This window comes from Streptomyces sp. NPDC057002 (genome assembly GCF_042673825.1).
Taxonomy (GTDB): Bacteria; Actinomycetota; Actinomycetes; order Streptomycetales; family Streptomycetaceae; genus Streptomyces.
Genome location: NZ_JBHURZ010000007.1, coordinates 402,366 through 424,064, shown reverse-complemented (window position 1 = coordinate 424,064; position 21,699 = coordinate 402,366). Strand labels below are relative to the sequence as shown.

At 70.9% G+C, this 21,699-nt stretch carries 21 protein-coding genes and 1 pseudogene; 14 read left to right on the top strand and 8 right to left on the bottom strand.

The genetic code is table 11. The features are described from left to right. Window position 1 precedes the first annotated feature (1 nt). The 8 genes and pseudogenes from ACFT32_RS32920 to ACFT32_RS32885 all read right to left on the bottom strand — a co-directional run bounded on the left by ACFT32_RS32920 (window position 2) and on the right by ACFT32_RS32885 (window position 7,419). A pseudogene (locus ACFT32_RS32920) lies at window positions 2-1,622 on the bottom strand (serine/threonine-protein kinase). Window positions 1,623-1,724: 102 nt separating this feature from the next. After that, a complete protein-coding gene (locus ACFT32_RS32915) occupies window positions 1,725-3,107 on the bottom strand; it encodes a nucleobase:cation symporter-2 family protein (protein ID WP_382496573.1) in 1,383 nt (460 codons plus the stop codon). A 217-nt stretch (window positions 3,108-3,324) separates the two neighbouring features. After that, entirely contained in the window at window positions 3,325-4,704 is a 1,380-nt protein-coding gene (locus ACFT32_RS32910; RefSeq protein ID WP_382496571.1) for an 8-oxoguanine deaminase, read from the bottom strand. Between the two features lie 108 nt (window positions 4,705-4,812). After that, window positions 4,813-5,736, bottom strand: a complete 924-nt coding sequence (gene pucL / locus ACFT32_RS32905) for a factor-independent urate hydroxylase (RefSeq protein ID WP_382496569.1) — start codon at window positions 5,734-5,736, stop codon at window positions 4,813-4,815. Window positions 5,737-5,740: 4 nt separating this feature from the next. After that, a complete protein-coding gene (uraH, locus tag ACFT32_RS32900; RefSeq protein WP_382496567.1) occupies window positions 5,741-6,145 on the bottom strand; it encodes a hydroxyisourate hydrolase in 405 nt (134 codons plus the stop codon). Between the two features lie 7 nt (window positions 6,146-6,152). After that, complete coding sequence (gene uraD, locus ACFT32_RS32895; protein ID WP_382496565.1) at window positions 6,153-6,662, bottom strand: 2-oxo-4-hydroxy-4-carboxy-5-ureidoimidazoline decarboxylase; 510 nt, start codon at window positions 6,660-6,662, stop codon at window positions 6,153-6,155. A gap of 143 nt (window positions 6,663-6,805) precedes the next feature. Continuing rightward, entirely contained in the window at window positions 6,806-7,171 is a 366-nt protein-coding gene (locus tag ACFT32_RS32890) for a helix-turn-helix domain-containing protein (RefSeq protein WP_382496563.1), read from the bottom strand. Further along, window positions 7,168-7,419 (bottom strand): hypothetical protein, encoded by a 252-nt coding sequence (locus ACFT32_RS32885; protein WP_184588829.1) that lies wholly within the window; start codon window positions 7,417-7,419, stop codon window positions 7,168-7,170. Before ACFT32_RS32885 ends, ACFT32_RS32890 begins: the two co-directional genes overlap by 4 nt. 269 nt (window positions 7,420-7,688) lie before the next feature. Here ACFT32_RS32885 and ACFT32_RS32880 point away from each other — a divergent pair, with 269 nt between their 5' ends. The 14 genes from ACFT32_RS32880 to ACFT32_RS32815 all read left to right on the top strand — a co-directional run bounded on the left by ACFT32_RS32880 (window position 7,689) and on the right by ACFT32_RS32815 (window position 21,684). Next, window positions 7,689-8,762 (top strand): sigma-70 family RNA polymerase sigma factor, encoded by a 1,074-nt coding sequence (locus ACFT32_RS32880; RefSeq protein ID WP_382496561.1) that lies wholly within the window; start codon window positions 7,689-7,691, stop codon window positions 8,760-8,762. 131 nt (window positions 8,763-8,893) lie between these two features. Then, window positions 8,894-9,841 (top strand): ABC transporter ATP-binding protein, encoded by a 948-nt coding sequence (locus ACFT32_RS32875; protein ID WP_382496559.1) that lies wholly within the window; start codon window positions 8,894-8,896, stop codon window positions 9,839-9,841. After that, window positions 9,838-10,608 carry an MlaE family ABC transporter permease gene (locus ACFT32_RS32870; protein WP_382496557.1) on the top strand — a complete coding sequence of 257 codons (771 nt, stop codon included), beginning with the start codon at window positions 9,838-9,840 and terminating at the stop codon, window positions 10,606-10,608. The genes ACFT32_RS32875 and ACFT32_RS32870 overlap by 4 nt, the downstream gene beginning before the upstream one ends. A gap of 3 nt (window positions 10,609-10,611) precedes the next feature. Continuing rightward, window positions 10,612-11,427, top strand: a complete 816-nt coding sequence (locus ACFT32_RS32865) for an MlaE family ABC transporter permease (RefSeq protein ID WP_382496555.1) — start codon at window positions 10,612-10,614, stop codon at window positions 11,425-11,427. Between the two features lie 5 nt (window positions 11,428-11,432). Continuing rightward, window positions 11,433-12,680 (top strand): MCE family protein, encoded by a 1,248-nt coding sequence (locus tag ACFT32_RS32860; RefSeq protein ID WP_382496553.1) that lies wholly within the window; start codon window positions 11,433-11,435, stop codon window positions 12,678-12,680. Then, window positions 12,677-13,723: an MCE family protein gene (locus ACFT32_RS32855; RefSeq protein WP_382496552.1), complete on the top strand. Its 1,047-nt coding sequence runs from the start codon at window positions 12,677-12,679 to the stop codon at window positions 13,721-13,723. Before ACFT32_RS32860 ends, ACFT32_RS32855 begins: the two co-directional genes overlap by 4 nt. A 176-nt stretch (window positions 13,724-13,899) precedes the next feature. After that, window positions 13,900-14,880 (top strand): MCE family protein, encoded by a 981-nt coding sequence (locus tag ACFT32_RS32850; protein WP_382496697.1) that lies wholly within the window; start codon window positions 13,900-13,902, stop codon window positions 14,878-14,880. After that, a complete protein-coding gene (locus ACFT32_RS32845; protein ID WP_382496550.1) occupies window positions 14,877-16,004 on the top strand; it encodes an MCE family protein in 1,128 nt (375 codons plus the stop codon). Before ACFT32_RS32850 ends, ACFT32_RS32845 begins: the two co-directional genes overlap by 4 nt. Beyond that, the gene (locus ACFT32_RS32840; protein WP_382496548.1) at window positions 16,001-17,275 is read left to right on the top strand and encodes an MCE family protein; all 1,275 of its coding nucleotides are present in this window, start codon (window positions 16,001-16,003) and stop codon (window positions 17,273-17,275) included. Before ACFT32_RS32845 ends, ACFT32_RS32840 begins: the two co-directional genes overlap by 4 nt. Next, on the top strand, window positions 17,272-18,549 hold the full coding sequence (locus ACFT32_RS32835) for an MCE family protein (protein ID WP_382496546.1): 1,278 nt from the start codon (window positions 17,272-17,274) through the stop codon (window positions 18,547-18,549). The genes ACFT32_RS32840 and ACFT32_RS32835 overlap by 4 nt, the downstream gene beginning before the upstream one ends. Further along, window positions 18,546-19,028 (top strand): hypothetical protein, encoded by a 483-nt coding sequence (locus ACFT32_RS32830; RefSeq protein ID WP_382496544.1) that lies wholly within the window; start codon window positions 18,546-18,548, stop codon window positions 19,026-19,028. The genes ACFT32_RS32835 and ACFT32_RS32830 overlap by 4 nt, the downstream gene beginning before the upstream one ends. Window positions 19,029-19,055: 27 nt before the next feature. Beyond that, entirely contained in the window at window positions 19,056-19,787 is a 732-nt protein-coding gene (locus ACFT32_RS32825) for a hypothetical protein (protein ID WP_382496542.1), read from the top strand. Window positions 19,788-19,943: 156 nt separating this feature from the next. Next, entirely contained in the window at window positions 19,944-20,765 is an 822-nt protein-coding gene (locus ACFT32_RS32820; RefSeq protein ID WP_382496540.1) for a TIM barrel protein, read from the top strand. Window positions 20,766-20,790: 25 nt separating this feature from the next. Beyond that, window positions 20,791-21,684 (top strand): 2-hydroxy-3-oxopropionate reductase, encoded by an 894-nt coding sequence (locus tag ACFT32_RS32815; RefSeq protein ID WP_382496538.1) that lies wholly within the window; start codon window positions 20,791-20,793, stop codon window positions 21,682-21,684. The last annotated feature ends 15 nt before the right edge of the window (window positions 21,685-21,699 follow it).

The window sequence follows — 21,699 nt, the reverse complement described above, 5'->3', positions numbered from 1 at the left end:
ATCAGGCGGCGTCCCGCCAGATGGTCATGTCCGTCTGGAGGAAGGCGAGTTCCGGCAGCGCGGTCGACTTCGTCTGCAGCACGAGCAGGGCGATGTCGCCGTTGGAGTGCTTGACGCAGATCTGGGAGCCGGCCGCGGCCGAGGCCAGCGGCCAGCGCTGCCGCTCGGCGCCGGCGAGCATGAGCCGGCACTCGTCGAGGGAGACCCCCTGGTCGGTGAACATCTGGAGGAACACGCTGGTGTCGCTCTCCAGCGCACAGGTCTCCTCGCAGTCCAAGCGGATATCGCCCTTGCGGTCGTCGCGCTGGTAGGGCTTCCGGAAGCTCAGCGAACTCTTCGCGTCCAGCCACTGGAGGGGGTTCGGGATGGGGCGCGGCGGCTCGGACGCGGTCGGGGAGGGCTTTGACGCTTGCGGTGTCCCGCCACCGGCCTCGGCCGCGGGACCGGATGGCGAGGGTGACTCCGACCGGGACGACCGGCCGGACTCCTCGGCGCCGGGTGTCGACGGCGCGCCCGCCACCCAGTCGTGGAACCTGTTCCCCGCGTCCTGGACGGTCCACAGCAGGCCCCCGAGCCCCAGGATCCCCGCCGTGACGGCCGCGGTCGTGATCAGTGCGCTCCGGCGTCTTCGCGCCCGGCGCTCCTTCGGACTCATCGGCTGCGGTTGGGGCTGGGTGACGACGAGCGGCTGCGTGTGCAGAACGCGGGTGGAGCCGGGGACGGGGGACGGGACCGTCACCTCCGGCCCCATGACGTCCCGCCAGACGGCCGGGCCCGCGCCCGCGTCGGCGTCCGTGCCCAGTCGCTGCCGGCACCACGCGACGATCTCCGCCGGGGGTGGCCCGTTCCTCCGGGTCGGCGGCCAGGCAGCGGGCGAACAGCGGATGGAGTTGCTCGGGCAGCAGGGACAGATCCGGTTCGTCGTGCACGATCCGGTACAGCACGCCGACCGCGGAGCCCTCCCCGTACAGCGGCCGGCCCAGCGCCGCGAACGCCGCCGTCTGGCCGAGGGCGAAGATGTCGGTCGCCGTCGTGACCGCACCCGCTGAGGCCTGCTCGGGCGCCATGAAGTGGGGCGTGCCGACGGTGGCACCCGTGGCGGTGTGCGAGGTGAAGTCCGCCGCCAGCGAGATGCCGAAGTCGATCACGCGCGGCCCGTCGGCGGCCAGCAGCACGTTCGACGGCTTGAGGTCCCGGTGCACGATCCCCGCGGCGTGGATGGCCTGGAGCGCCTCGGCCACCCCCGCGATCAGCCACAGCACCGCGGGCACCGGCAGCGGTCCGCGCCGGGCGACGGCCTCCGTGAGGGAAGGGCCGGGCACGTACAGCGTGGCCGCCCAGGGCGGTACGCCGCCCGCGTCGGCGTCGATCAGCTCGGCGGTGTAGGCGCCCCGGACCCGCCGGGCCGCCTCCACCTCCCGGCGGAAACGCCGCCGGAAGGCCGGGTCGTCGGCCAGTTCCGGGCGCACCACCTTGATCGCGACCGGGCGGCCGCCCTGCGTGTGTGACAGGTAGACCCGGCCCATGCCACCCGCTCCGAGCCGGGCGGCCAGACGGTAACCGGCCACGACGGGCGGATCGTCCGCCTGGAGTGGCTGGAACACCTCGGTCGCGTGGTCCATCGGCCCACTCCCCCTCATCCCCTGACCCCCTGATCCCCTTGGTCAACGTGGAGTTGACCGAGGCAGAAGCCTAAGCGGAGCGCGGGGCTGTGCTCGCCGATCTCATGGCGTGACCGGGGACCGGCTCGCGCCGGTGATCTCCTCGCCCGCCTCCATGGGGTGGGTGACGTCCTGGGCGTCCTTGTTGCCCAGGTGGTTGAAGACCAGGTTCAGCAGGACCGCCGCCACACACCCCGTGGAGATGCCCGAGTCCAGGACGATCCGCGCCGTCTCCGGGAAGGCGTGGTAGAACTCCGGCGCCGTGATGGGGATGATGCCGACGGCCAGGGAGACGGCCACGATCAGGACGTTGTTGTCCTTGTCCAGGCCGGCCCTGACCAGGGTCTGGATGCCGCTGGCGGCGACCGAGCCGAACAGGACCACGCCCGCGCCGCCCAGCACCGGGCGCGGTACGACGGCGATCAGCGAGGCGGCCATGGGACACAGGCCCATCAGCACCAGGAAACCGCCGCCGGTGGCGACGACGTAGCGGCTGCGGATCCTCGTCATCGCGACCAGGCCGATGTTCTGCGCGAAGGCGCTGCACATGAAGCCGTTGAAGAGCGGGCTGATCGCCGAGCCGAGGGTGTCGGCGCGCAGGCCGGCCGCGATGGTCTTCTCGTCGGCCGGGCGGTCGACGATCTCGCCCAACGCCAGCATGTCGGCGGTCGATTCGGTCATCGAGACCACCATCACCACGCACAGCGAGATGATCGCGGCCAGCTGGAACTGCGGGGCACCGAAGTGGAACGGGGTCGGGAAGCCGATGACGGCCGCGTCCGCGACCGGAGCGAAGTCCGTGGCGCCGAACGGGATCGCGATCAGCGTGCCGGCGACCAGGCCGAGCAGCACCGCGATCTGCTTGACGAAGCCGGTGGTGAAGCGGCGCAGGAGCAGCACGATCAGCAGGGTGACGGCGGCCAGTCCCAGGTTGGTCGCCGAGCCGTAGCCCTTCGCCGCCGGGTCGGGTCCCTGCGCCCAGCCGAAGGCGACCGGGAGGAGGGAGATGCCGATGAGGGTGATGACCGTCCCCGTGACCACCGGCGGGAAGAAGCGCACCGCCTTGCTGAAGAAGGGGGCGGCTATGAAGCCCAGGAGTCCGGCGACGATGACCGCGCCGAAGATGATCGGCAGGGCGTCGGACTTGTCCTCGGTGGAGGCGACGATCGCGGTCATGGGGGCGACACCGGCGAAGGTGACGCCGTTGACGAAGGGCAGCCGGGCGCCGATCTTCCAGATGCCCAGGGTCTGCAGGAACGTGGCAAGGCCCGCGGTGAACAGGCATGCACCGGTGAGGAAGGTCAGGTCGTTGGCGGTCAGGCCGATGGCCGCGCCGACGATCAGGGGTGGGGCGACGACTCCGGCGTACATGGCGGCCACATGCTGGAGGCCGGTCGTCGCCATCTTGAGCGCGGGGAGTTTTTCGTCAACGGGGTGGTCGGCCACGGCGGCGTCCCTCCGGTCGGGTACACGGCCGCGTCGATGGCTGCCGTGGGTGTCAAGGAGGTGGTGCGGGTGGTCGTGCGGGACCGGACATGCGGGTGACGGGGGACCGTTCCGGGGCGCACGCATCCGCGCGCCCCGGAGACGGCGCCGTGGTCCCCGCTCGGGTCCACGGCCACCGGCCGGGAGCCGTCCCTCCCGGCCGGAGTCATCGGGGTGTTCAGCCCTGCGCGGCGATCCTCGCCAGCCGCTGGGCCTCGTCCCGCGTGGAGCGGGCGATGGCGTCCTCGTCGGCCGTGAGCAGCCGCCCGTCCTCGACGATCTGCCGGCCGTCGACGAAGGAGGCGGTGACCGGGGCCGCAGCGCCGAAGACCAGGGCGGTCACGGGGTCGGCGATGGAGGCGTGGGCGACCGTGTCCAGCTTCCACAGGACCAGGTCGGCGAGCTTGCCCGGCTCCAGGGAGCCGGTCTCCGCCGCCCGGCCCAGGACCTGGGCGCCGCCATGGGTGCCGAGGCGCAGGGCCTGGCGGGCGTTCAGGGCGGCCTCCTTGCGCGGGCCGAGGCGGTTGATGAGGAGGGCGTTGCGCAGCTCGGTGTGCAGCTCACCCGACTCGTTAGAGGCGGTGCCGTCCACGCCGAGGCCGACCGGGACGCCGGCGGCGAGCATGTCCGGGACGCGGGCGATACCGGCCGCGAGGCGGGCGTTGGACGACGGGCAGTGCGCGACGCCCGTCTTCGTCCGGGCGAAGGCGGCGATGTCGGAGTCGTTCATGTGGACGCAGTGCGCCATCCACACGTCCTCGCCGAGCCAGCCGGTGGACTCGAAGTAGTCGGTCGGGCCCATGCCGAACAGTTCGTGGCAGAACTTCTCCTCCTCCACGGTCTCCGAACCGTGGGTGTGGAGCCGTACGCCGAGGCGGCGGGCGAGCTGGGCGCCGTCCCGCAGCAGTTCGGTGGAGACGGAGAAGGGCGAGCAGGGCGCGACGGCGACCTGGGTCATGGCGTCGAAGGAGGAGTCGTGGTGCCGCCGGACGGTCTCCTCGGTCGCGGCCAGCGCGCCGTCCAGGGTCTCGACGGCGAAGTCCGGGGGCAGGCCGCCGTCCTTCTCGCTGCGGTCCATGGAGCCGCGCGCGAGGGTGAAGCGGACGCCCATGTCGCGGGCGGCGCCGATGATCGCGCCGGACAGATCGCCGGAGCCCCGCGGGAAGACGTAGTGGTGGTCCATGGCGGTGGTGACACCGCCGCGGGCCATCACCGCGAGCGAGCCCTGGGCCGCCGCGCGCACCATCGGCTCGTCGATGCGCGCCCAGACCGGGTACAGCGCGACCAGCCAGTCGAAGAGGTTGTGGTCCGTCGCCAGACCCCGGGTGATCCACTGGTAGAAGTGGTGGTGGGTGTTGATCAGGCCCGGGGTCACTAGGTGACCGGAGGCGTCGATACGGCGTACGACGTTCTCCAGGCCCTCGGGGGCCGTGCCCGCGCCGAGCGACTCGATGCGGTTGCCGGCGAGGACGACGTACCCGGAGGCGTACTCGGTGTCGTTCGCGTCGACGGTCGCGATCGCGCAGTTCTCGATGACGATGCGCCGGTCTGCTGCCATGGTTCGTCCTTTGCGCTGATGTGGAGTGGGCACGGCAGGACCCCGGATGTTTGAGTGCCGTGGCCGGAGAGACGGGTTCCCCGGCCACGGGTGCCGAAAGAGGGAGCGTCAGAGATTGGTGAGGTCCACGGGGATGCGCGGCTCGCAGCCGTCCCGCAGGATCGTCGCCTCGATCAGGCCGTAGGGGCGGTCGGCGGCGAAGTACACCTCGTTGTCGTTCTTCAGCCCGAACGGCTCCAGGTCGACCAGGAAGTGGTGCTTGTTCGGCAGGGAGAAGCGGACCTCGTCGATCTCGCCGCGGTTCTCGATGATCCGCGAACCCATCTGGTACAGGGTCTGCTGGAGCGACAGCGAGTACGTCTCGGCGAAGGCCTGGAGCATGTGCTTCCTGGTCTGCTCGTAGGACTTCTCCCAGTTGGGCATGCGCTGGTCGTCGTCGGTCCAGTTGAAGCGCCAGCGGGCGGAGACCTGGGTGGCCAGGATGCGGTCGTAGGCCTCCTTCAGCGTCGTGTACTTGTCCTTGACGTAGCCCCAGAACTCGGAGTTGGTCGAGTTCATCACGACGAGGTCCTTGAGGCCGGAGACGACCTCCCACGTCTCACCGTCGTAGGTGATCTGGGTGAGCCGTGTCTCCTGGCCCTGGCGGACGAAGGAGTGCTTGACCTCGTCGGCGCCGATGAACCGCGAGTTGGCGTCGGCGGCCTCGATCCGCTCCCAGGCGTACTCCTCGATGCGGATACGGGCCGTCTTGATCGGCTCCTGCGAGGTGACGAAGTGCCGGGCGAGGTGGATGCCGAACTGCTCGGCCGACTCTATGCCGTGCTCCTTGGCGAACGCGTACACCGTGTTCTTGGTGGTGTCGGTGGGGAGGACGTTGGCGTTGGAGCCGGAGTAGTGGACCTCCTCCATGTCGCCGCTCAGCGACACGGACACGTTCAGGTCCTTGATGTGGTGCGTGGCGCCGTCCCGCGTGATCTTGACGACTCGGTTCTCGGCCTTGCCGTACTGGTTCTGTCCCAGGATGGTGGGCATCTAGCTAGCTCCCTCGGTATACGGAGTAGCCGAACGGGTTGAGCAGCAGCGGTACGTGGTAGTGCTCGCCCGGTACGACGGCGAAAGTGATCGCCACCTCCGGGAAGAACACACCGGCGCCGCTGTCCCGATTCGCGGGGGCGTCCTGCTGCGCATCGGCTTGCTTCTTCGCAGATTCTTCGAAGTACGGCTCCACCGCGAAGTCGAGCCGTACGTGGGTGGTGCCCTCCGGCAGGGCCGGGAGGTCCTTGCAGCGGCCGTCCGCGTCCGTCGCGGAGCCACCGAGCGCCTGCCAGTCGGCCTCACGCCCCGAGCGGGCGGACAGGTGGACGGCGACGCCCTCGGCGGGGCGGCCGACGCTGGTGTCCAGGATGTGGGTGGACACGGACGCGGTGGCGGAGGTGCTCATGGTGCTGTCAGTCCTCTTCGACGAGTCGGGCCAGACGGATGCGGTTGATCTTCCCCAGTTCGGTGCGGACGATCTCCCGCTCCCGCTCCGGCGGGTTGCCGATCCGTTCCCTGACCGCGTCGCGCATCTGCTCGCCGGTCCGGCCGGTGGCGCAGATCAGGAAGACATGGCCGAACCTCTCCTGGTAGGCGAGGTTCAGTTCGAGCATCTCCGCCTTGAGTGCGTCGGAGGCGCCGGACATGCCGCGCTGCTCCCGGGCCGAGGTGGGGTCGCCGGCCTTGGGGCGCCCGATGGGCGGGTGGCCGGCCATCGCCTCCTCCAGGTCCGCGACCGTCAGCTCCGCCATCGCGGCGTCGCTGCCGGCGTACAGGTCCTCGGGGGTGGCGTAGGGGCGGGCGGCGAGCAGCCGCTTCGCCCACGCCGTGGAGGCGCACGCCTCGTGGAGCGCGGTGAGGGCCGCGTGCTCCTCGAGGGTGTTGAACCGGGCCAGGCCCGGCGGCGTGGAAGTGGAAGTCACGGGAGCCTCCGTGGCCGGATACGGCCTTCGTGCTGAACGGGCGTGCCGATAGCTAACGCCCTCCCGCGACGACACGTCAACAGTTTGTTGAAAATTCGCTACGCGGATACGGAGGCGGATGCGGACGCGGACAGGGAGGCCGGTCAGGCCCCCTTCTCGCGGTTGAGGTAGTTGTAGACGGTGAAGCGGCTGACGCCGAGGGCGCTCGCCACGGTCTCCACGCCGTGCCGTACGGAGAAGGCGCCGCGCGCCTCGAGTATCCGTACGACCTCCTGCTTCGCCTTGCGGTCCAGATCGGCCAGCGGGCCTTTGCGGCGCTCCATCGCGGCGAGGATGTGATCGAGGGAGTCGGCGAGCTGCGGCAGCCGTACCGCCACGGCGTCGCTGCCCTCCCAGGTCAGGACGACATCGTCGGGGCCCGCCTCGTCGGGCGGGATCATCTCGCCGCCCATGGCGTCCACCAAGGGCTTCACGGCCGCGATGAACGGCTCGTCCCCCGCGCCGCTCATGCCTCGCCCTCCTCGGCCACGTTGACCTGGAGCGAGATCCGGGTGGCGCCGGCCTCCAGGGCCTTGCGGAGCAGGGCGTCCACGGCCGTGAGCACCGCGTCGGCACCGCCCTCGGCGGTGTTGCCGAACGGACCGACGTCCACCGCGTCCAGCTCGGCGGCCTCCACGACCTCGCGGGCCACCAGCGCGTGCGCGGGTGCCTCGTCCAGGTCGAAGGGCTCGGTCGTGAACTCCACTCTCAATCGCACGGGGTCAACCTAACCCAGGCGCTCCGCTCGGAGACTCGCGATGGAGGTGCAGTTTCTGCCGTCGTGCGCCTGCGGCGTCGTTGTGGCTCGTCGCGCAGTTCCCCGCGCCCCTTGGGGGCGCTCCCGACCCGCCACGGCACGCCTCCGCCCGGTCAATAACGGCGCGGACTCGATGACCTCCGCCCCCTCCACAACCTCCGATACTCGGCGGTAATGTCGCCCCCCGCCGGACGGCGACACCCGGTGGGATGAGTGCGAAGGGGCCCTCAATGGCGACAGAGATGCCCGCGGAGGCGGACACGGCCGACGAGCGTTGGCAGCGCATGTGGAGTCACCGGGAGCAGCTGCTCAAGGTGGCCCGGCGCAGGTCGATGAGCGCGGAGGACGCCGAGGACGCGGTGCACGAGGCGATGCTGCGGGCCGCCGAACGTCCCGGTCTGGACGACGAGCGGCTCGCGGCATGGCTGACGACCGTGACGATGCGGCTGTGTGTCGACCGCTACCGGCAGGTGAACCGGGAGGCCGAGGTCCGCACCAGCCCGACGCTGATCGCCCCCGGCCCGGTCCCCGTCGAGGAGGCGGTGTGCGACCGGGCCGAGGCGAAGTGGCTGGCCGTGCGCAGCGGCGAGCTTCCCGCACGCCAGGCCGAGGCGCTCCGGCTGAAGTCGGAGGACCTCGACGTCGGCCAGGTCGCCGTGCGGATGGGGCTGAGCTACCGGACCGTGGAGTCGCTGCTGGCCCGGGCCCGGCGGACCATGCGCCACACGCTGGCCGCGACCCTCGGCTTCGCCCTGTTCCTGATCGGGTGGGGCCGCCCCCGGCCGCTCGGCAAGGCCCACGCCATGGCGGCGGCGTCGACGGCGGCGACCCTGATGGCGGCCGGATTCGTGCTGCCGTACGCCCTCGACGGGGGCGGGAGCGAGGACGGTACGGCCCCGCGGCCCGCAGTCGCCTCGCCCGGCGCGGGCGCTGAGACGCTGCGGCCCGACGGGAGCGGCGGGGGCGCCGCGGCTCAGGGCGTCCGGCCCACGGATGACACGGCCGGCCGGAGGACAGGAGAGTCCCCGGCGGGCGAATCGGTCCTGCCGCTGTCCGTCCCGTCACTCCCGGAAGCCACGAAGCTCCCTGAAGTCCCGAAGGTCCCGGAAGTCCCGAAGATCCCGGTGTCGGCGGTGCCCCCGCTGTCGGCCCCCGAGGTGCCGCGGGTGACCGGCGTCCCCGAACTGCCGGAGACCCCGGAGACCCCTGACCCGCCCGTCGAGTCCGCCGCTCCGACGCCGCCGGACGTCACCGTCGTACCGTCCGCCTCCCTTCCGGTCGCCACCCCCACCGCCCTCCCGTAGGCGACCGCGACCTCCCTCCCGAACACCCCGGAAACCCGTCCGAAAAAAATTTGCCACAGCGGCGACGGACGCCCCGCCCCTCCCCGTAGAGCAGATGTCGAAGCAGCTCCGCGGGCTGAAGGGTGGACCGGATGGGTGTCGAGATCTGTGTGGAAGGGCTGACCAAGTCCTTCGGTCACCAGGTCATCTGGCGGGACGTCTCGCTGACGCTGCCCGCCGGCGAGGTGTCGGTCATGCTCGGTCCCTCGGGCACGGGCAAGTCGGTCTTCCTCAAGACGCTCGTGGGCCTGCTGAAACCGGAGCGCGGCTCGATCACGATCCAGGGCCGGGACATCACGAAGCTCCGGGAGCACGAGCTGTACGAGGTGCGCAAGCTCTTCGGCGTGCTGTTCCAGGACGGCGCCCTGTTCGGCTCCATGAACCTCTACGACAACATCGCCTTCCCGCTGCGCGAGCACACCCGTAAGTCCGAGAGCGAGATCCGGCGCGTCGTGCGGGAGAAGATGGAGATGGTCGGGCTGCTCGGCGCCGAGGAGAAGCTGCCCGGCGAGATCTCGGGCGGCATGCGCAAACGGGCCGGTCTCGCCCGCGCCCTGGTCCTCGACCCGGAGGTCATCCTCTTCGACGAGCCGGACTCCGGTCTCGACCCGGTCCGCGTGGCCTACCTCAACCAGCTCATCGTCGACCTCAACGCGCAGATCGACGCGACCTTCCTGATCGTCACCCACGACATCGCCTCGGCCCGCCAGGTGCCGGACAACATCGGGCTGCTGTTCCGCCGCGAGCTGGTGATGTTCGGGCCCCGAGAGGAGCTGCTGACCAGCGACGAGCCCGTCGTACGGCAATTCCTGAACGGCCGTATGCAGGGCCCGATCGGCATGGCGGAGGAGAAGGACGCGGCGCAGGTCGAGCAGGAGCTCGCCGCCCTCGACGACGGCGGGCGCGCACGGACTCCCGGCGGTCAGGCTCTGACTCCCCGCCTGCTGCCGGGTCCGGGCATCCTGCGGCCACCCCGCTGGGACGCGATCGCGGGCCGGGAGGCGGAGCTGCGGCGCCGGAAGGCGGTGGCGGACGTATGAGCCTGTCACCGACCGGGGCGCTGCGGCACTCCGGGGCGCTGTTCGCGATGACGCTGGACGTGGTGCGGACGATCCCCCGACGGCCGTTCCAGGCACGGGAGTTCATCCAGCAGGCATGGTTCGTCGCGAGCGTCACCATCATGCCGACCGCCCTGGTGTCCATCCCCTTCGGCGCGGTCATCGCCCTGCAGATCGGCAGCCTGACCCGGCAGCTCGGCGCGCAGTCCTTCTCCGGGGCCGCGTCCGTGCTCGCCGTGCTGCGGGAGGCCTCGCCGATCGTCACCGCGCTGCTGATCGCGGGCGCCGGCGGCACGGCGATCTGCGCGGATCTCGGGGCGCGGAAGATCCGCGAGGAGATCGACGCGATGCAGGTGCTCGGCATCGACCCGATCCACCGGCTGGTCGTCCCCCGTGTGCTCGCGTCGATGCTGGTCGCGGTGCTGCTCAACGGTCTGGTGTCGGTGGTCGGCGTGGCGGGCGGCTACTTCTTCAACGTCGTGCTGCAGAACGGCACTCCGGGTGCCTACCTCGCCTCCTTCACCACGCTCGCCCAGCTCTCCGACCTGTGGGCGGCCGAGATCAAGGCGCTCGTCTTCGGGGCGATCGCCGCGATCGTCGCCTCCTACAAGGGACTCACCGCGAAGGGCGGCCCGAAGGGGGTGGGCGACGCCGTGAACCAGTCGGTGGTGATCACCTTCATGTTGCTGTTCGTGACGAACTTCGTGATGACCGCGGTGTACTTCCAGGTCGTCCCGCAGAGGGGTTAGCCGATGAGACTTCTCGACAGACCCCTGCGCTCCCTGGAGGCGCTGGGCACCCAGCTCTCCTTCTACGGCCGCTCGCTCGCGTGGACCGGCCGCACCGTGCGCCGCTACAAGAAGGAGATCCTGCGGCTGCTCGCCGAGGTGAGCTTCGGCCGCGGCGCCCTCGCCGTCCTGGGCGGCACGGTCGGCATCATCGCCTTCCTGTCGTTCTTCACCGGCACGGAGGTGGGCCTCCAGGGCTACGCCGCGCTCAACCAGCTGGGCACCTCCAACTTCGTGGCGTTCCTCTCGGCCTACTTCAACACCCGGGAGATCGCCCCACTGGTGGCCGGCCTCGCGCTGTCCGCGACCGTCGGCGCCGGGTTCACGGCCCAGCTCGGCGCGATGCGGATCAGCGAGGAGACCGACGCCCTCGAGGTCATGGGCGTGCCCTCGCTGCCCTTCCTGGTGACCACCCGGATGATCGCCGGGTTCGTGGCCGTGATCCCGCTGTACGTGGTCGGCCTGCTCTCCTCCTACCTGGCCGCCCGCACCATCACCACCGGCTATTACGGCCAGTCGGCGGGCACCTACGACCACTACTTCCAGCAGTACCTGCCTCCGGTCGACGTGCTGTGGTCCTTCGGCAAGGTGCTCGTCTTCGCCGTCCTGATCATCCTGGTGCACTGCTTCTACGGCTACTACGCGAGCGGCGGCCCGGCGGGCGTCGGCGTCGCGGTGGGGCGTGCGGTACGCACCTCGATCGTGGCGATCAACGTCCTGGACTTCTTCCTGTCGCTCGCGATCTGGGGCGCCAACACGACCGTTCGGATCGCGGGGTGAACCGTATGAGGGTGCTGAGACTCCGGTTGTACGGCGTGGTGTTCCTCGCCGTGCTCACAACTCTGCTGGCGCTGTCCGTCGCCGTCTACCGGCAGGCGTTCACGCCGGTCGTGCGGATCACGCTGGAGGCCGACAGCCTGGGCAACCAGCTCGATCCGCGGGCCGACGTCAAGCTGCGCGGGCTGCTGGTCGGCGAGGTGCGCGACGTGCACGCGGACGGCGGGAAGGCTCGGCTCGACATCGCGCTCAAGCCGGAGTACGTGGAATCCATCCCCTCCGACGTGCACGCGCTGCTGTTGCCGAAGACGCTGTTCGGCGAGAAGTACGTCGACCTGGTCGCACCGGCGCGCTCCTCGGCTCGCCCGATCCGCGCCGGGGACGTGATCTCCCAGGACCGCACCCGCGTCGGCATCGAGCTCCAGCAGCTGATGAACGATCTGCTGCCCCTGCTGCGCACCGTGCAGCCCGCCGAGCTCAACGCCACCCTCTCCGCCTTCGCCACCGCCCTCGAAGGCCGCGGCGACCGGATAGGCGACAACCTCACGCGCCTGGAGGACTACCTGCGCCGCCTCAACCCTCATCTGCCGTCCCTCACGGAGGACATCGCCCGCTTCGCCGAGGTCGCCGAGATCTACGGTGACGCGGCGCCCGACCTGATGGACATCCTGCGCAACTCCGTCACCACCAGCCGCACGATCGTCGAACAGGAGGACCGGTTGGCGGCGGCGCTGAAGTCCACGGCCACCGTCGCGGGCACCACGGAGGACTTCCTCGACACCAACGGGGACCGGCTGATCACCCTCGGCCGGGTCTCCCGCCCGACGCTGGAGCTGTTCGCCCGCTACTCCCCCGAGTATCCGTGCCTGCTGGCCGGCCTGGTCCGCCAGGAGGAAGCCTCCGAGCAGGCGTTCCGGGGCGGCAAGATGCACATCACGCTGGAGGTCGTACGGCCGCGAGGGGCGTACGAGCCCGGCGAGGAGCCCCACTACGGCGAGCGGTCGGGGCCCCACTGCCGTGATCTGCCGCATCCTCCGGTGCCTGCGCCCGGCGCCCATCTGGACGACGGCTCCAGGAAAGCGGGTTCGGCGGGTTCGTCCACGGGTCCGCTCGGTGTCTCCGCCACGCGGGCCGAGCAGCGGGCCGTCGGCTCGCTCGTGGCGCCCGTGCTCGGCGTGCCCGCCGACGAGGTGCCACCGGTCGCGACGCTGCTGTTCGGGCCGATGGCGCGCGGGACGGCGGTGAGCGTCGCATGAGCCGTACGAAGGCCCAGGGCGCCCGCCAGACCGCCGCTCCCCTCCTCAAGTTCAGCCTCTTCGCGCTGGTCACGATCCTGGCGACGGCCCTGCTCGCCGCCACCATCGTGAACATCTCCTTCACCCCGAAGGACACCTACCGCGCGGTGTTCAGCGATGTCACCGGCCTGGAGGAGGGCGACGACATCCGCGTGGCCGGGGTGCGGGTCGGCGAGGTCGAGGGGGTCCGGATCAAGGACCGGACGCTGGCCGAGGTCACCTTCACGGTGAGCAGGGCCCGGCCGCTGCTGTCCGGCACGGGCGCGGTCATCCGCTACCGCAACCTGGTCGGGCAGCGGTACGTCGCGCTGACCGAGGGCACGGGCGACGGCACCCCGCTGCGGCCCGGCGCGACGATCCCGCTGTCCCGCACCCAGCCGGCGCTGGACCTCAACGCGCTGCTGAACGGCTTCAAGCCGCTGTTCGCCGCGCTGAGCCCGCAGGACGTCAACCAGCTCGCCACCGAGATCATCAAGACGCTCCAGGGCGAGGGCGGCACCGTCAACAGCCTCCTCGTGCACACCGCTTCACTCACCACGACGCTGGCCGGGCGGGACAAGCTGATCGGCTCGGTGATCGACAACCTCAACACCGTGCTGGCCCAGCTGGACAAGCGCGGTGGCCGTTTCTCCGGGCTGCTCAAGCAGCTGCGCCGGGTGATCTCGGGGCTGTCCGCCGACCGCAAGCCGATCGGGCAGTCGCTGGTGAACATCGGCGGCCTGACGAAGGCCACATCGGGGCTGCTGAAGGACGCCCGGCCGCCGCTGAAGGACGACATCGCCGAGCTGACCGATCTCACCGGAACGCTGAACGACAACGAGAAGACCGTGGAGGGCGTCCTGAAGCGGCTGCCGAACAAGCTCGACGAGCTGACCGGGACGGCGTCCTACGGCTCCTGGTTCAACTTCTACCTGTGCGACTTCGACGGCCGGATCGTGCTGCCGAAGACGAAGCAGGTGCTCTCCCCCGAGCTGCATGTGGCGAGGGCGAGGTGCGGGTCATGAGCCGTAAGCACCGCCCGCAGCCGCTGATCAAGGTGCGTATCGAACCGCCGAGGCTGCCGAGGATCGGGCCCCTGCCACGCCGGAAGCCCCGCCCGCGCCGCCCGCAGCCGCTGATCAAGGTGCGTATCGAGCCGCCCCGGATCCGGCTCCCCCGCCTCCGGCTCCGTCGCCCGCGAATGATCCCGTTCCGTGAGCGCAACGCCGTCGTCATCGGCGCGATCGGCCTCACCGTGCTCGCGCTGCTGGCGGTGGCCGCGTTCAACGCCGACCGCCTGCCGGTGATCGGCGACGGCGAGACGTACAGCGCCGCCTTCTCGGAGGCCGGCGGTCTCAAGCCCGGCGACGAGGTGCGGATCGCCGGCGTGAAGGTCGGCAAGGTCGAGGAGGTCGACCTGGACGGCGACCACGTCAAGGCCACCTTCAAGATCAAGGGCGAGCCGCGGTTCGGCTCCGAGACCGGCGCGTCGATCCGGGTCAAGACGATCCTCGGCGCGAAGTACCTCGCGCTGCACCCCAAGGGGCCGGGCCAGTTGCAGGCGGGCAGCGAGATCCCGCTGAAGCGCACGGTGCCGGCGTACGACGTCGTGCAGGCGTTCAGCGACCTCACCACCACCACCGAGAAGGTCGACACCGACCGGCTGGCGAAGGCGCTGGACACCATCTCCGGCACCTTCGAGGACTCGCCCTCCGAGGTCCGGGCGTCCATCAAGGGCCTGTCGAAGATCTCCCGGACGGTGGCCTCGCGCGACAAGGCGCTCAAAGAGCTGCTGGACCACGCGAACGGCGTCACCGGTGTCCTGGCCGAGCGCTCCGAGGACTTCACCGCCCTGGTGAAGGACGGCGACAAGCTGTTCAAGGAGATCAGCAAGCGCCGTACGGCCATTCACAACCTGCTGAAGAGTTCGGCCGCGCTCGGCGTCGAACTCTCCGGCCTGGTCGAGGACAACGAGAAGGAGATCGGGCCCGCCCTCAAGGGCCTGAACCGTGTGGTGGAGATGCTCGAACGCAACCAGTCCAGCCTGGACCGCAGCGTGAAGCTGCTCGCTCCGTACGTCCGGCTCTTCACCAACACCCTCGGCAACGGCCGCTGGTTCGACTCCTACGTGCAGAACCTCGTCGCCGCTCCGGTGGTGCCGCGGACGGGAGGTGCGCAGTGAACAACCGGTGGAAGAAGGGGGCGGCCCTGCTCACCGCCCTGGCCGCCGTCGCCGCCCTCACCTGTGCGCTGTGGCCGCGACCCGAACCCGTGCGCGTCACCGCGTACTTCCCGCGCACGATCGGCGTCTACCCCGGCTCGGACGTCCGCGTCCTCGGCGTGCGCATCGGCGAGGTCAAGAAGATCACGCCGGAGGGGAAGCGGGTGCGGGTGGAGCTGGAGTACGACTCCGGACGCAGGGTTCCGGCGTACGCACAGGCCGCGATCATCAACTCCTCGGTGGTCAGCGACCGTTATGTGCAACTGCTGCCGGTGTACCGCGAAGGCCCGGCGCTGCGGGACGGGGACGTCATCCCCGAGTCGCGCACGGCCGTACCGGTCGAACTGGACCGGATCTTCGACAGCCTGCACACCACCGCCGAGGCGCTCGGCCCCGACGGCGCCGGCAAGGACGGCGCCCTGTCCCGGCTGCTCGGGGTGAGCGCGGACAATCTCCATGGCCAGGGCAAGAACCTCAACCAGACCGTCGAGGACCTGTCGGAGGCGGTGACCACCCTGTCCGACGGCCGTACGGACCTGTTCGGCACGGTGCGCAACCTCCAGGTGTTCACGGCGGCGCTGGCCGCCGACGACAAGAGCGTGCGGTCGTTCAACACCAGCCTCGCCAAGGTCGCCGAGCAGCTCGCGGGTGAGCGGAAGGACCTCGCGGCGGCGCTGAAGAGTCTCGGGACGGCGCTCGGCGACGTGTCCGCCTTCGTGCAGCGGAACAAGAAGTCCCTGACCTCGAACGTTGAGGGCCTGAGCAAGGTCACCAAGGTGCTCGTCACCCAACGGGCCGCTCTGGAGGAGCTGCTGGAGGTCGCGCCCACGGGCATGTCGAACCTGAACAACGCCTACAACCCGGGCTCCGGCACCCTCGACACCCGCAACAACGCCGACCAGGCCCAGGACCCGGCGTCGATGCTGTGCTCACTGCTGCGGACGACGGGCGACGAGGGCGGCAAGAGCCCCGACTGCGCGGAGCTGAGGAAGCTCTTCGCCTCCCTGCCCGAAGTGCCGCGGGGCACCGCGGTGACCGGCACGGTCGACCGGACCCTCGGCGGCATCCTGGAGGCGAGCGCATGAGCCGGACACGCAAGGGCGGGGCGCTCGCCTGGGCCGCCGTCGGCTCGCTGCTGCTGTCCGGCTGCGAGTTCAACGGCTGGTACGACGTCCGGCTGCCCGGCGGAGCCGCCGCGGACGGCCACGCCTATCACGTCACCGTCGAGTTCCGTGACGTCCTCGATCTGGTGCCGCAGTCGGCCGTGAAGGTCAACGACGTCACCGTCGGCGCGGTCGAGAAGGTCGAGCTGGACGGCTGGCACGCGCGCGTGCGGCTGCGCGTCGCCGACTCGGTGAAACTGCCCGCCAACGCCGTCGCGGAACTGCGGCAGACCAGCATGCTCGGCGAGAAGTACGTCTCCCTGTCCGCCCCGCCCGGCATCGCCCCCGTGGGCCGGCTCGGCGACGGCGGTCTCGTCCCGCTGTCCCGCAGCGGCCGCAACCCGGAGATCGAGGAGGTGCTGTCCGCGCTGTCCGCACTCCTCAACGGCGGCGGAGTGGCCCATCTCAAGACGATCACCGTGGAGCTGAACAAGGCTCTGAAGGGCCGGGAGAACCGGGTCAGGTCCCTGCTGAAGGAGCTGAACACCTTCCTCGGCGGCCTGGACGACCAGCGCGCGGACATCGTCCGCGCCCTCAAGGCCGTCGACCGGCTCGCCGAGCGGCTCGGCAAGGAGAAGAAGACCATCGCCGAGGCCGTCGACGAGACGCCGCCCGCCCTGAAGGTCCTGGCCGACCAGCGCCGCGATCTGACGCGGATGCTCACCGCCCTGTCCAGGCTGGGCAGGACGGGCACGAAGGTGGTCAACGCCTCGCACGACGACACGGTCGCGAACCTCGAACAACTACGGCCGATCCTCCGGCAGCTCAACAAGGCGGGCAGCGACCTGCCCGACTCCCTTGAGCTGCTGACCACTTATCCGTTCCCGCGCAACGCCGTGGACGCCATCAAGGGGGACTACGTCAACCTCCATCTGACCGCCGATCTCGACTTCGCGGGCCTCTACGGCAACCTGACGGACCGGCCCGGCGACTCCGGCGGCGGGAAGCCCGGGAAGCCGGGCATCCCCGATACCCCCGACCTGCCGGATGTGCCCGAGGTGCCGGACGTCCCGGACATCCCCACGCCCACCGCGCTGCCGGGCACCCCGAGCGGCGCGCCCTCGGCCCCCTCCGACGGCGGTGACCTGCTGTGCCCGCCGGTGTGCACCGCCGGCCACACCACCGAGGATGACCGGCCGCACGGTATCGACCTCGGTCTCGCCGAGCTGATGCTGAAGGGGGTGCAGCCGTGATCACCCGTACGGTCAAGGCCCAGCTGATCGCGTTCGCCACCGTCACCGCCGTCGGGGTGTCGTACGTCGGCGCCGAGTACACCGGCCTGGTGGACGAGGTCCTGGACCGCGGCTACACCGTGCGGGCCGACTTCGCAGGCTCCGGGGGCATCTTCCCCGGCGCCGAGGTCACCTACCGCGGGGTGCCGGTGGGCCGGGTCGGCACCCTGCGGCTCACCGGCTCCGGGGGCGTCTCGGTCGCCCTCGACATCGACGACGGGGCGCCGCGCATCCCCACCGACACCCTCGCGGTGGTGGGGAACCGTTCCGCGATCGGCGAGCAGTACGTCGACCTGCAGCCCCGCACCACCCGCGGCCCGTACCTCCTGGACGGCGGCGCCATCCCGCGCGAGCACACGCGCGTGCCCCTGCCCACGACGGATCTCGTCCTCAGCCTGGACCGGCTGGTGAACTCCGTCGACAAGGGCGATCTGCGGGTCACCGTCGACGAGTTGGGCGAGGCCTTCGCCGGTACCGGCCCGCATCTGAGCCGTCTGGTGGACTCGGGCAACGCGCTCGTGGAGTCGGCGTCCGGCGCACTGCCCGAGACGATCGGCCTGATCGAGGACTCCCGCAAGGTCCTCAAGACGCAGGCCGACCATGGCTCGTCCATCAAGTCGTTCGCGCACGATCTGGCGGCACTCACCGCACAGCTGAAGGCGAGCGACGGTGACCTCCGCAAGGTGATCGGCAACGCCACTCCGGCCGCCCAGGAGGTCAACTCGCTGCTGAAGGGCCTCTCGCCGCGGCTGTCGGTCCTGCTCGCCAACCTGATCAGCGGCGGCCAGGTCACTCTGGCCCGGCTGCCCGGCGTGGAGCAGACCCTGGTCACGTTCCCGGTGATGGTCGCGGGCAGCCACACGGTCGTCCCCGGCGACGGCACCACCCACTTCGGCCTGGTGGTGAACGCCGACGACCCGCCCGCCTGCACCCAGGGGTACGGCACCGCACGCCGCGACCCCGCCGACACCAGCAGGCGCGCGGCCGACACCGACGCACGCTGCACGCTCCCGCGCGGCAGTCAGTCGTCGGTGCGGGGAGCGCAGAACGCCCCGGGGGCACCAGCCACGTCCGGTGGCGCGAACCAGTCGGCGTACGTCACGCCGTACGACCCGGAGACCGGCACGACCACCGGCCCGGACGGAAGGAACGTCGAGATCGGCTCGACGGGCGGCCAGCAGGCCGTGTTCGGAAAGGAGTCGTGGCAATGGCTGCTCGTCGGACCTCTGGCATGAGGCACTCCCGGGCGGTGGCGGCGGCACTCGTCGTGGCGACCGTCCTCACCACCGCGTCGGCGATCTGGCTGGGTTTCGCGCTCGCCGGGCAGCGCGAGGCGGAGCAGCGGCGCCAGGAAATCCTCGCCGCCGCCCGCCGGTCGGCGCTCAACTTCACCTCGCTCGACTACCGGCACTACGGCCGGGACAGCGCCAACGTGCTCGAAGGTGCCACCGGCGACTTCAAGAAGCAGTTCGCCGCGCAGACCGAGCAGCTGACCGAACTGGTCGGCCGGAACAAGTCGGTCTCCGAGGGGCAGGTCCTGGAGGCGGGCATCGTCCGTTCCGACGAGCGCTCGGCCCGCGTCCTGGTGGTCGCCGACAGCGAGGTGACCAACACCGCCGTGCCCAAGGGCGAGGCGCGCACCTACCGGCTGCAGCTCGACCTGGTGCACCGCGGCGGCCGCTGGCTGACCTCGGACGTCGAGTTCGTCGGCTGACACGCACCGCCAGTGAGGAGTACGACCATGACGAACCCGACCACCCGGACCCGCACCGCCGGCCCCACCGGCCGCCGGGCCCTGACCGCGGCCGCCCGCGCGGCGGCCAAGCGCGCGGAGCGCGCCACCGGCTCCGTCGACGCGGCCGCCGAGCGCACCGAGGAACGGCCCTCCGGGCGCACGGTGCTCGTCGAGGCCCCCAAGGACGGTTGGGAGGACCCGCCCGAGCCTTCGGTCGAACCGGACCTGGACGACGAGGAGCAGAGCCCGGCCGTACGACGGCCACCCCGGCCGCTCGTGGCGCTGCTGGGTGTCCTGCTGGTGGCGGGGCTGGTCGCGCTCGGCGTACTGGGATGGCAGTACCAGGAGGGCCGGCAGGCCCAGGAGGCCAGGGGCGAAGCGCTCGCGGCCGCGCGGAAGGCGGCCCCGGTCGTGCTGTCGTACGACTACCGGAGTCTGGACCGCGACTTCGGCCGGGCCCGCGGCCTGCTGACCGGAAAGTTCAGTGGCCAGTACCGGAAGACCACGGCCGGCGTGGTCGGACCGGCCGCGAAGAAGTACCACGCGGTGGTCAGGGCGACCGTCGCCACGGCCTCCGTCGTGTCGGCCTCGCCCGACAAGGTCAGGGTGCTGCTCTTCGTGAACCAGGTCACGGCGAGCACCCAGGTGTCGGGCTCGCGCCTGGATCTGAACCGGGTGCGTATGACGATGAACCACACCGCGGACGGCTGGAAGGTGAGCGCCGTCGACGCACTCTGATCAGCCCCCGCAGCCTGCCCCCGCGCATCCGCGCGGGGGCACTTTTGCGCGTCCACTCTTGACAGCTCTCCCCGCCCCAGGCAATCTTCCATTAAGCAGAATTCGACTTCCACAATACGGAATATCCAGCCACTAGGGAAGGGAGCGCCGAGCCCCATGGGATTCGCAGACCAGCGCTTCAACGTCAACCTGTCGATCCTCTTCACGGAGCTCCCCCTCCTGGAGCGCCCCGCTGCCGCCGCCGCGGCCGGCTTCACCGCCATCGAGCTGTGGTGGCCCTGGGTCGATTCGCCCGTCCCGGAGCGGTCCGAGCTCGACGCCCTGAAGCGGGCGATCGAGGACGCGGGCGTCCGGCTCACCGGCCTGAACTTCTACGCCGGGCAGCTCCCGGGCCCGGACCGCGGCGCCCTGTCGATCCCGGGCGAGGAGTCGGAGCGGTTCCGCGCCAACATCGACGTGGCCGCCGACTTCGCCGCCTCCCTGGGCTGCACGGCCCTCAACGCCCTGTACGGCAACCGCGTCGAGGGCGTGGACCCGGCCGAGCAGGACGCGCTCGCGCTGGAGAACCTGACCCTGGCGGCCCGCGCCGCGGACCGGATCGGCGCGATCCTGCTGATCGAGGCGCTGAACCAGCCCGAGTCACCGCTCTGCCCGCTGGTCTCCGCCCCGGCGGCCGTGGACGTGGTCGACAAGGTCAACGAGGCGACCGGCCTGGGCAACGCGCGGTTCCTCATGGACCTCTACCACCTGTCCATGAACGGCGAGGACCTCCCGTCGGTGATCGAGCGGTACGCCGCGAAGACCGGTCACGTCCAGATCGCCGACAACCCCGGCCGCGGCGCCCCCGGGACGGGCTCACTGCCCCTCGAAGACCTCCTCGACCAGCTGCGGAAGGCGGGCTACGACGGCTGGGTCGGCCTCGAGTACAAGCCGGGCGACCGCCCGAGCGCCGAGGCCTTCGGCTGGCTGCCCCGCTGACCCCCGCACCGAAAGGCACCCCATCATGAGCACCAATCTCCCCAAGATCGCCTGGATCGGGCTCGGCATCATGGGCTCCCCGATGTCCGAGAACCTGATCAAGGCGGGTTACCAGGTCACCGGCTTCACCCTGGAGCAGGACAAGCTGGACCGTCTCGCGGCGGCGGGCGGCACCGCCGCCCCCTCCATCGCCGAGGCCGTGAAGGATGCCGACGTCGTCATCACGATGGTCCCGGCCTCCCCGCAGGTCGAGGCCATCTCCTACGGCCCCGACGGCATCCTGGAGAACGCGAAGTCCGGCGCCCTGCTGATCGACATGTCCTCGATCACGCCGCAGACCTCGATCGACCTGGCGAAGGCAGCGAAGGACAAGGGCATCCGCGTCCTGGACGCCCCGGTGTCCGGCGGCGAGGCCGGCGCCATCGAGGCCGTGCTGTCCATCATGGTCGGCGGCGACCAGACCGACTTCGACACCGCGAAGCCGATCCTCGAGGCGCTCGGCAAGACCATCGTGCTGTGCGGCCCGCACGGCTCCGGCCAGACCGTGAAGGCCGCCAACCAGCTGATCGTCGCCGTGAACATCCAGGCGTGCGCCGAGGCCGTGGTCTTCCTGGAGAAGTCCGGCGTGGACCTCAAGGCGGCCCTGGACGTCCTGAACGGCGGGCTCGCCGGCTCGACCGTGCTGACCCGCAAGAAGGACAACTTCCTCGGCCGGGACTTCAAGCCGGGCTTCCGTATCGACCTGCACCACAAGGACATGGGCATCGTCACGGACGCCGCCCGCACCGTCGGCGCGGCCCTGCCCGTCGGCGCCGTGGTCGCCCAGCTGGTCGCGAGCCTGCGCGCGCAGGGCGACGGCGGCCTGGACCACTCGGCGCTGCTGCGGGCCGTGGAGCGCCTGTCCGGCGCACAGCTCTGACCCCCTCCCGGCCCT

Bases quoted from the DNA above. Each gene is read 5' to 3' on its own strand.
- uraH (WP_382496567.1), bottom strand. From the start codon at position 6,145: ATGAGCACCTCCGCCACCGCGTCCGTGTCCACCCACATCCTGGACACC.
- ACFT32_RS32840 (WP_382496548.1), top strand. From the start codon at position 16,001: ATGAGCCGGACACGCAAGGGCGGGGCGCTCGCCTGGGCCGCCGTCGGC.
- ACFT32_RS32865 (WP_382496555.1), top strand. From the start codon at position 10,612: ATGAGACTTCTCGACAGACCCCTGCGCTCCCTGGAGGCGCTGGGCACC.
- ACFT32_RS32830 (WP_382496544.1), top strand. From the start codon at position 18,546: ATGAGGCACTCCCGGGCGGTGGCGGCGGCACTCGTCGTGGCGACCGTC.
- ACFT32_RS32890 (WP_382496563.1), bottom strand. From the start codon at position 7,171: ATGAGCGGCGCGGGGGACGAGCCGTTCATCGCGGCCGTGAAGCCCTTG.
- pucL (WP_382496569.1), bottom strand. From the start codon at position 5,736: ATGCCCACCATCCTGGGACAGAACCAGTACGGCAAGGCCGAGAACCGA.
- ACFT32_RS32875 (WP_382496559.1), top strand. From the start codon at position 8,894: ATGGGTGTCGAGATCTGTGTGGAAGGGCTGACCAAGTCCTTCGGTCAC.
- ACFT32_RS32880 (WP_382496561.1), top strand. From the start codon at position 7,689: ATGGCGACAGAGATGCCCGCGGAGGCGGACACGGCCGACGAGCGTTGG.
- ACFT32_RS32860 (WP_382496553.1), top strand. From the start codon at position 11,433: ATGAGGGTGCTGAGACTCCGGTTGTACGGCGTGGTGTTCCTCGCCGTG.
- ACFT32_RS32825 (WP_382496542.1), top strand. From the start codon at position 19,056: ATGACGAACCCGACCACCCGGACCCGCACCGCCGGCCCCACCGGCCGC.
- ACFT32_RS32850 (WP_382496697.1), top strand. From the start codon at position 13,900: ATGATCCCGTTCCGTGAGCGCAACGCCGTCGTCATCGGCGCGATCGGC.
- ACFT32_RS32815 (WP_382496538.1), top strand. From the start codon at position 20,791: ATGAGCACCAATCTCCCCAAGATCGCCTGGATCGGGCTCGGCATCATG.
- ACFT32_RS32870 (WP_382496557.1), top strand. From the start codon at position 9,838: ATGAGCCTGTCACCGACCGGGGCGCTGCGGCACTCCGGGGCGCTGTTC.
- ACFT32_RS32855 (WP_382496552.1), top strand. From the start codon at position 12,677: ATGAGCCGTACGAAGGCCCAGGGCGCCCGCCAGACCGCCGCTCCCCTC.
- ACFT32_RS32820 (WP_382496540.1), top strand. From the start codon at position 19,944: ATGGGATTCGCAGACCAGCGCTTCAACGTCAACCTGTCGATCCTCTTC.
- ACFT32_RS32910 (WP_382496571.1), bottom strand. From the start codon at position 4,704: ATGGCAGCAGACCGGCGCATCGTCATCGAGAACTGCGCGATCGCGACC.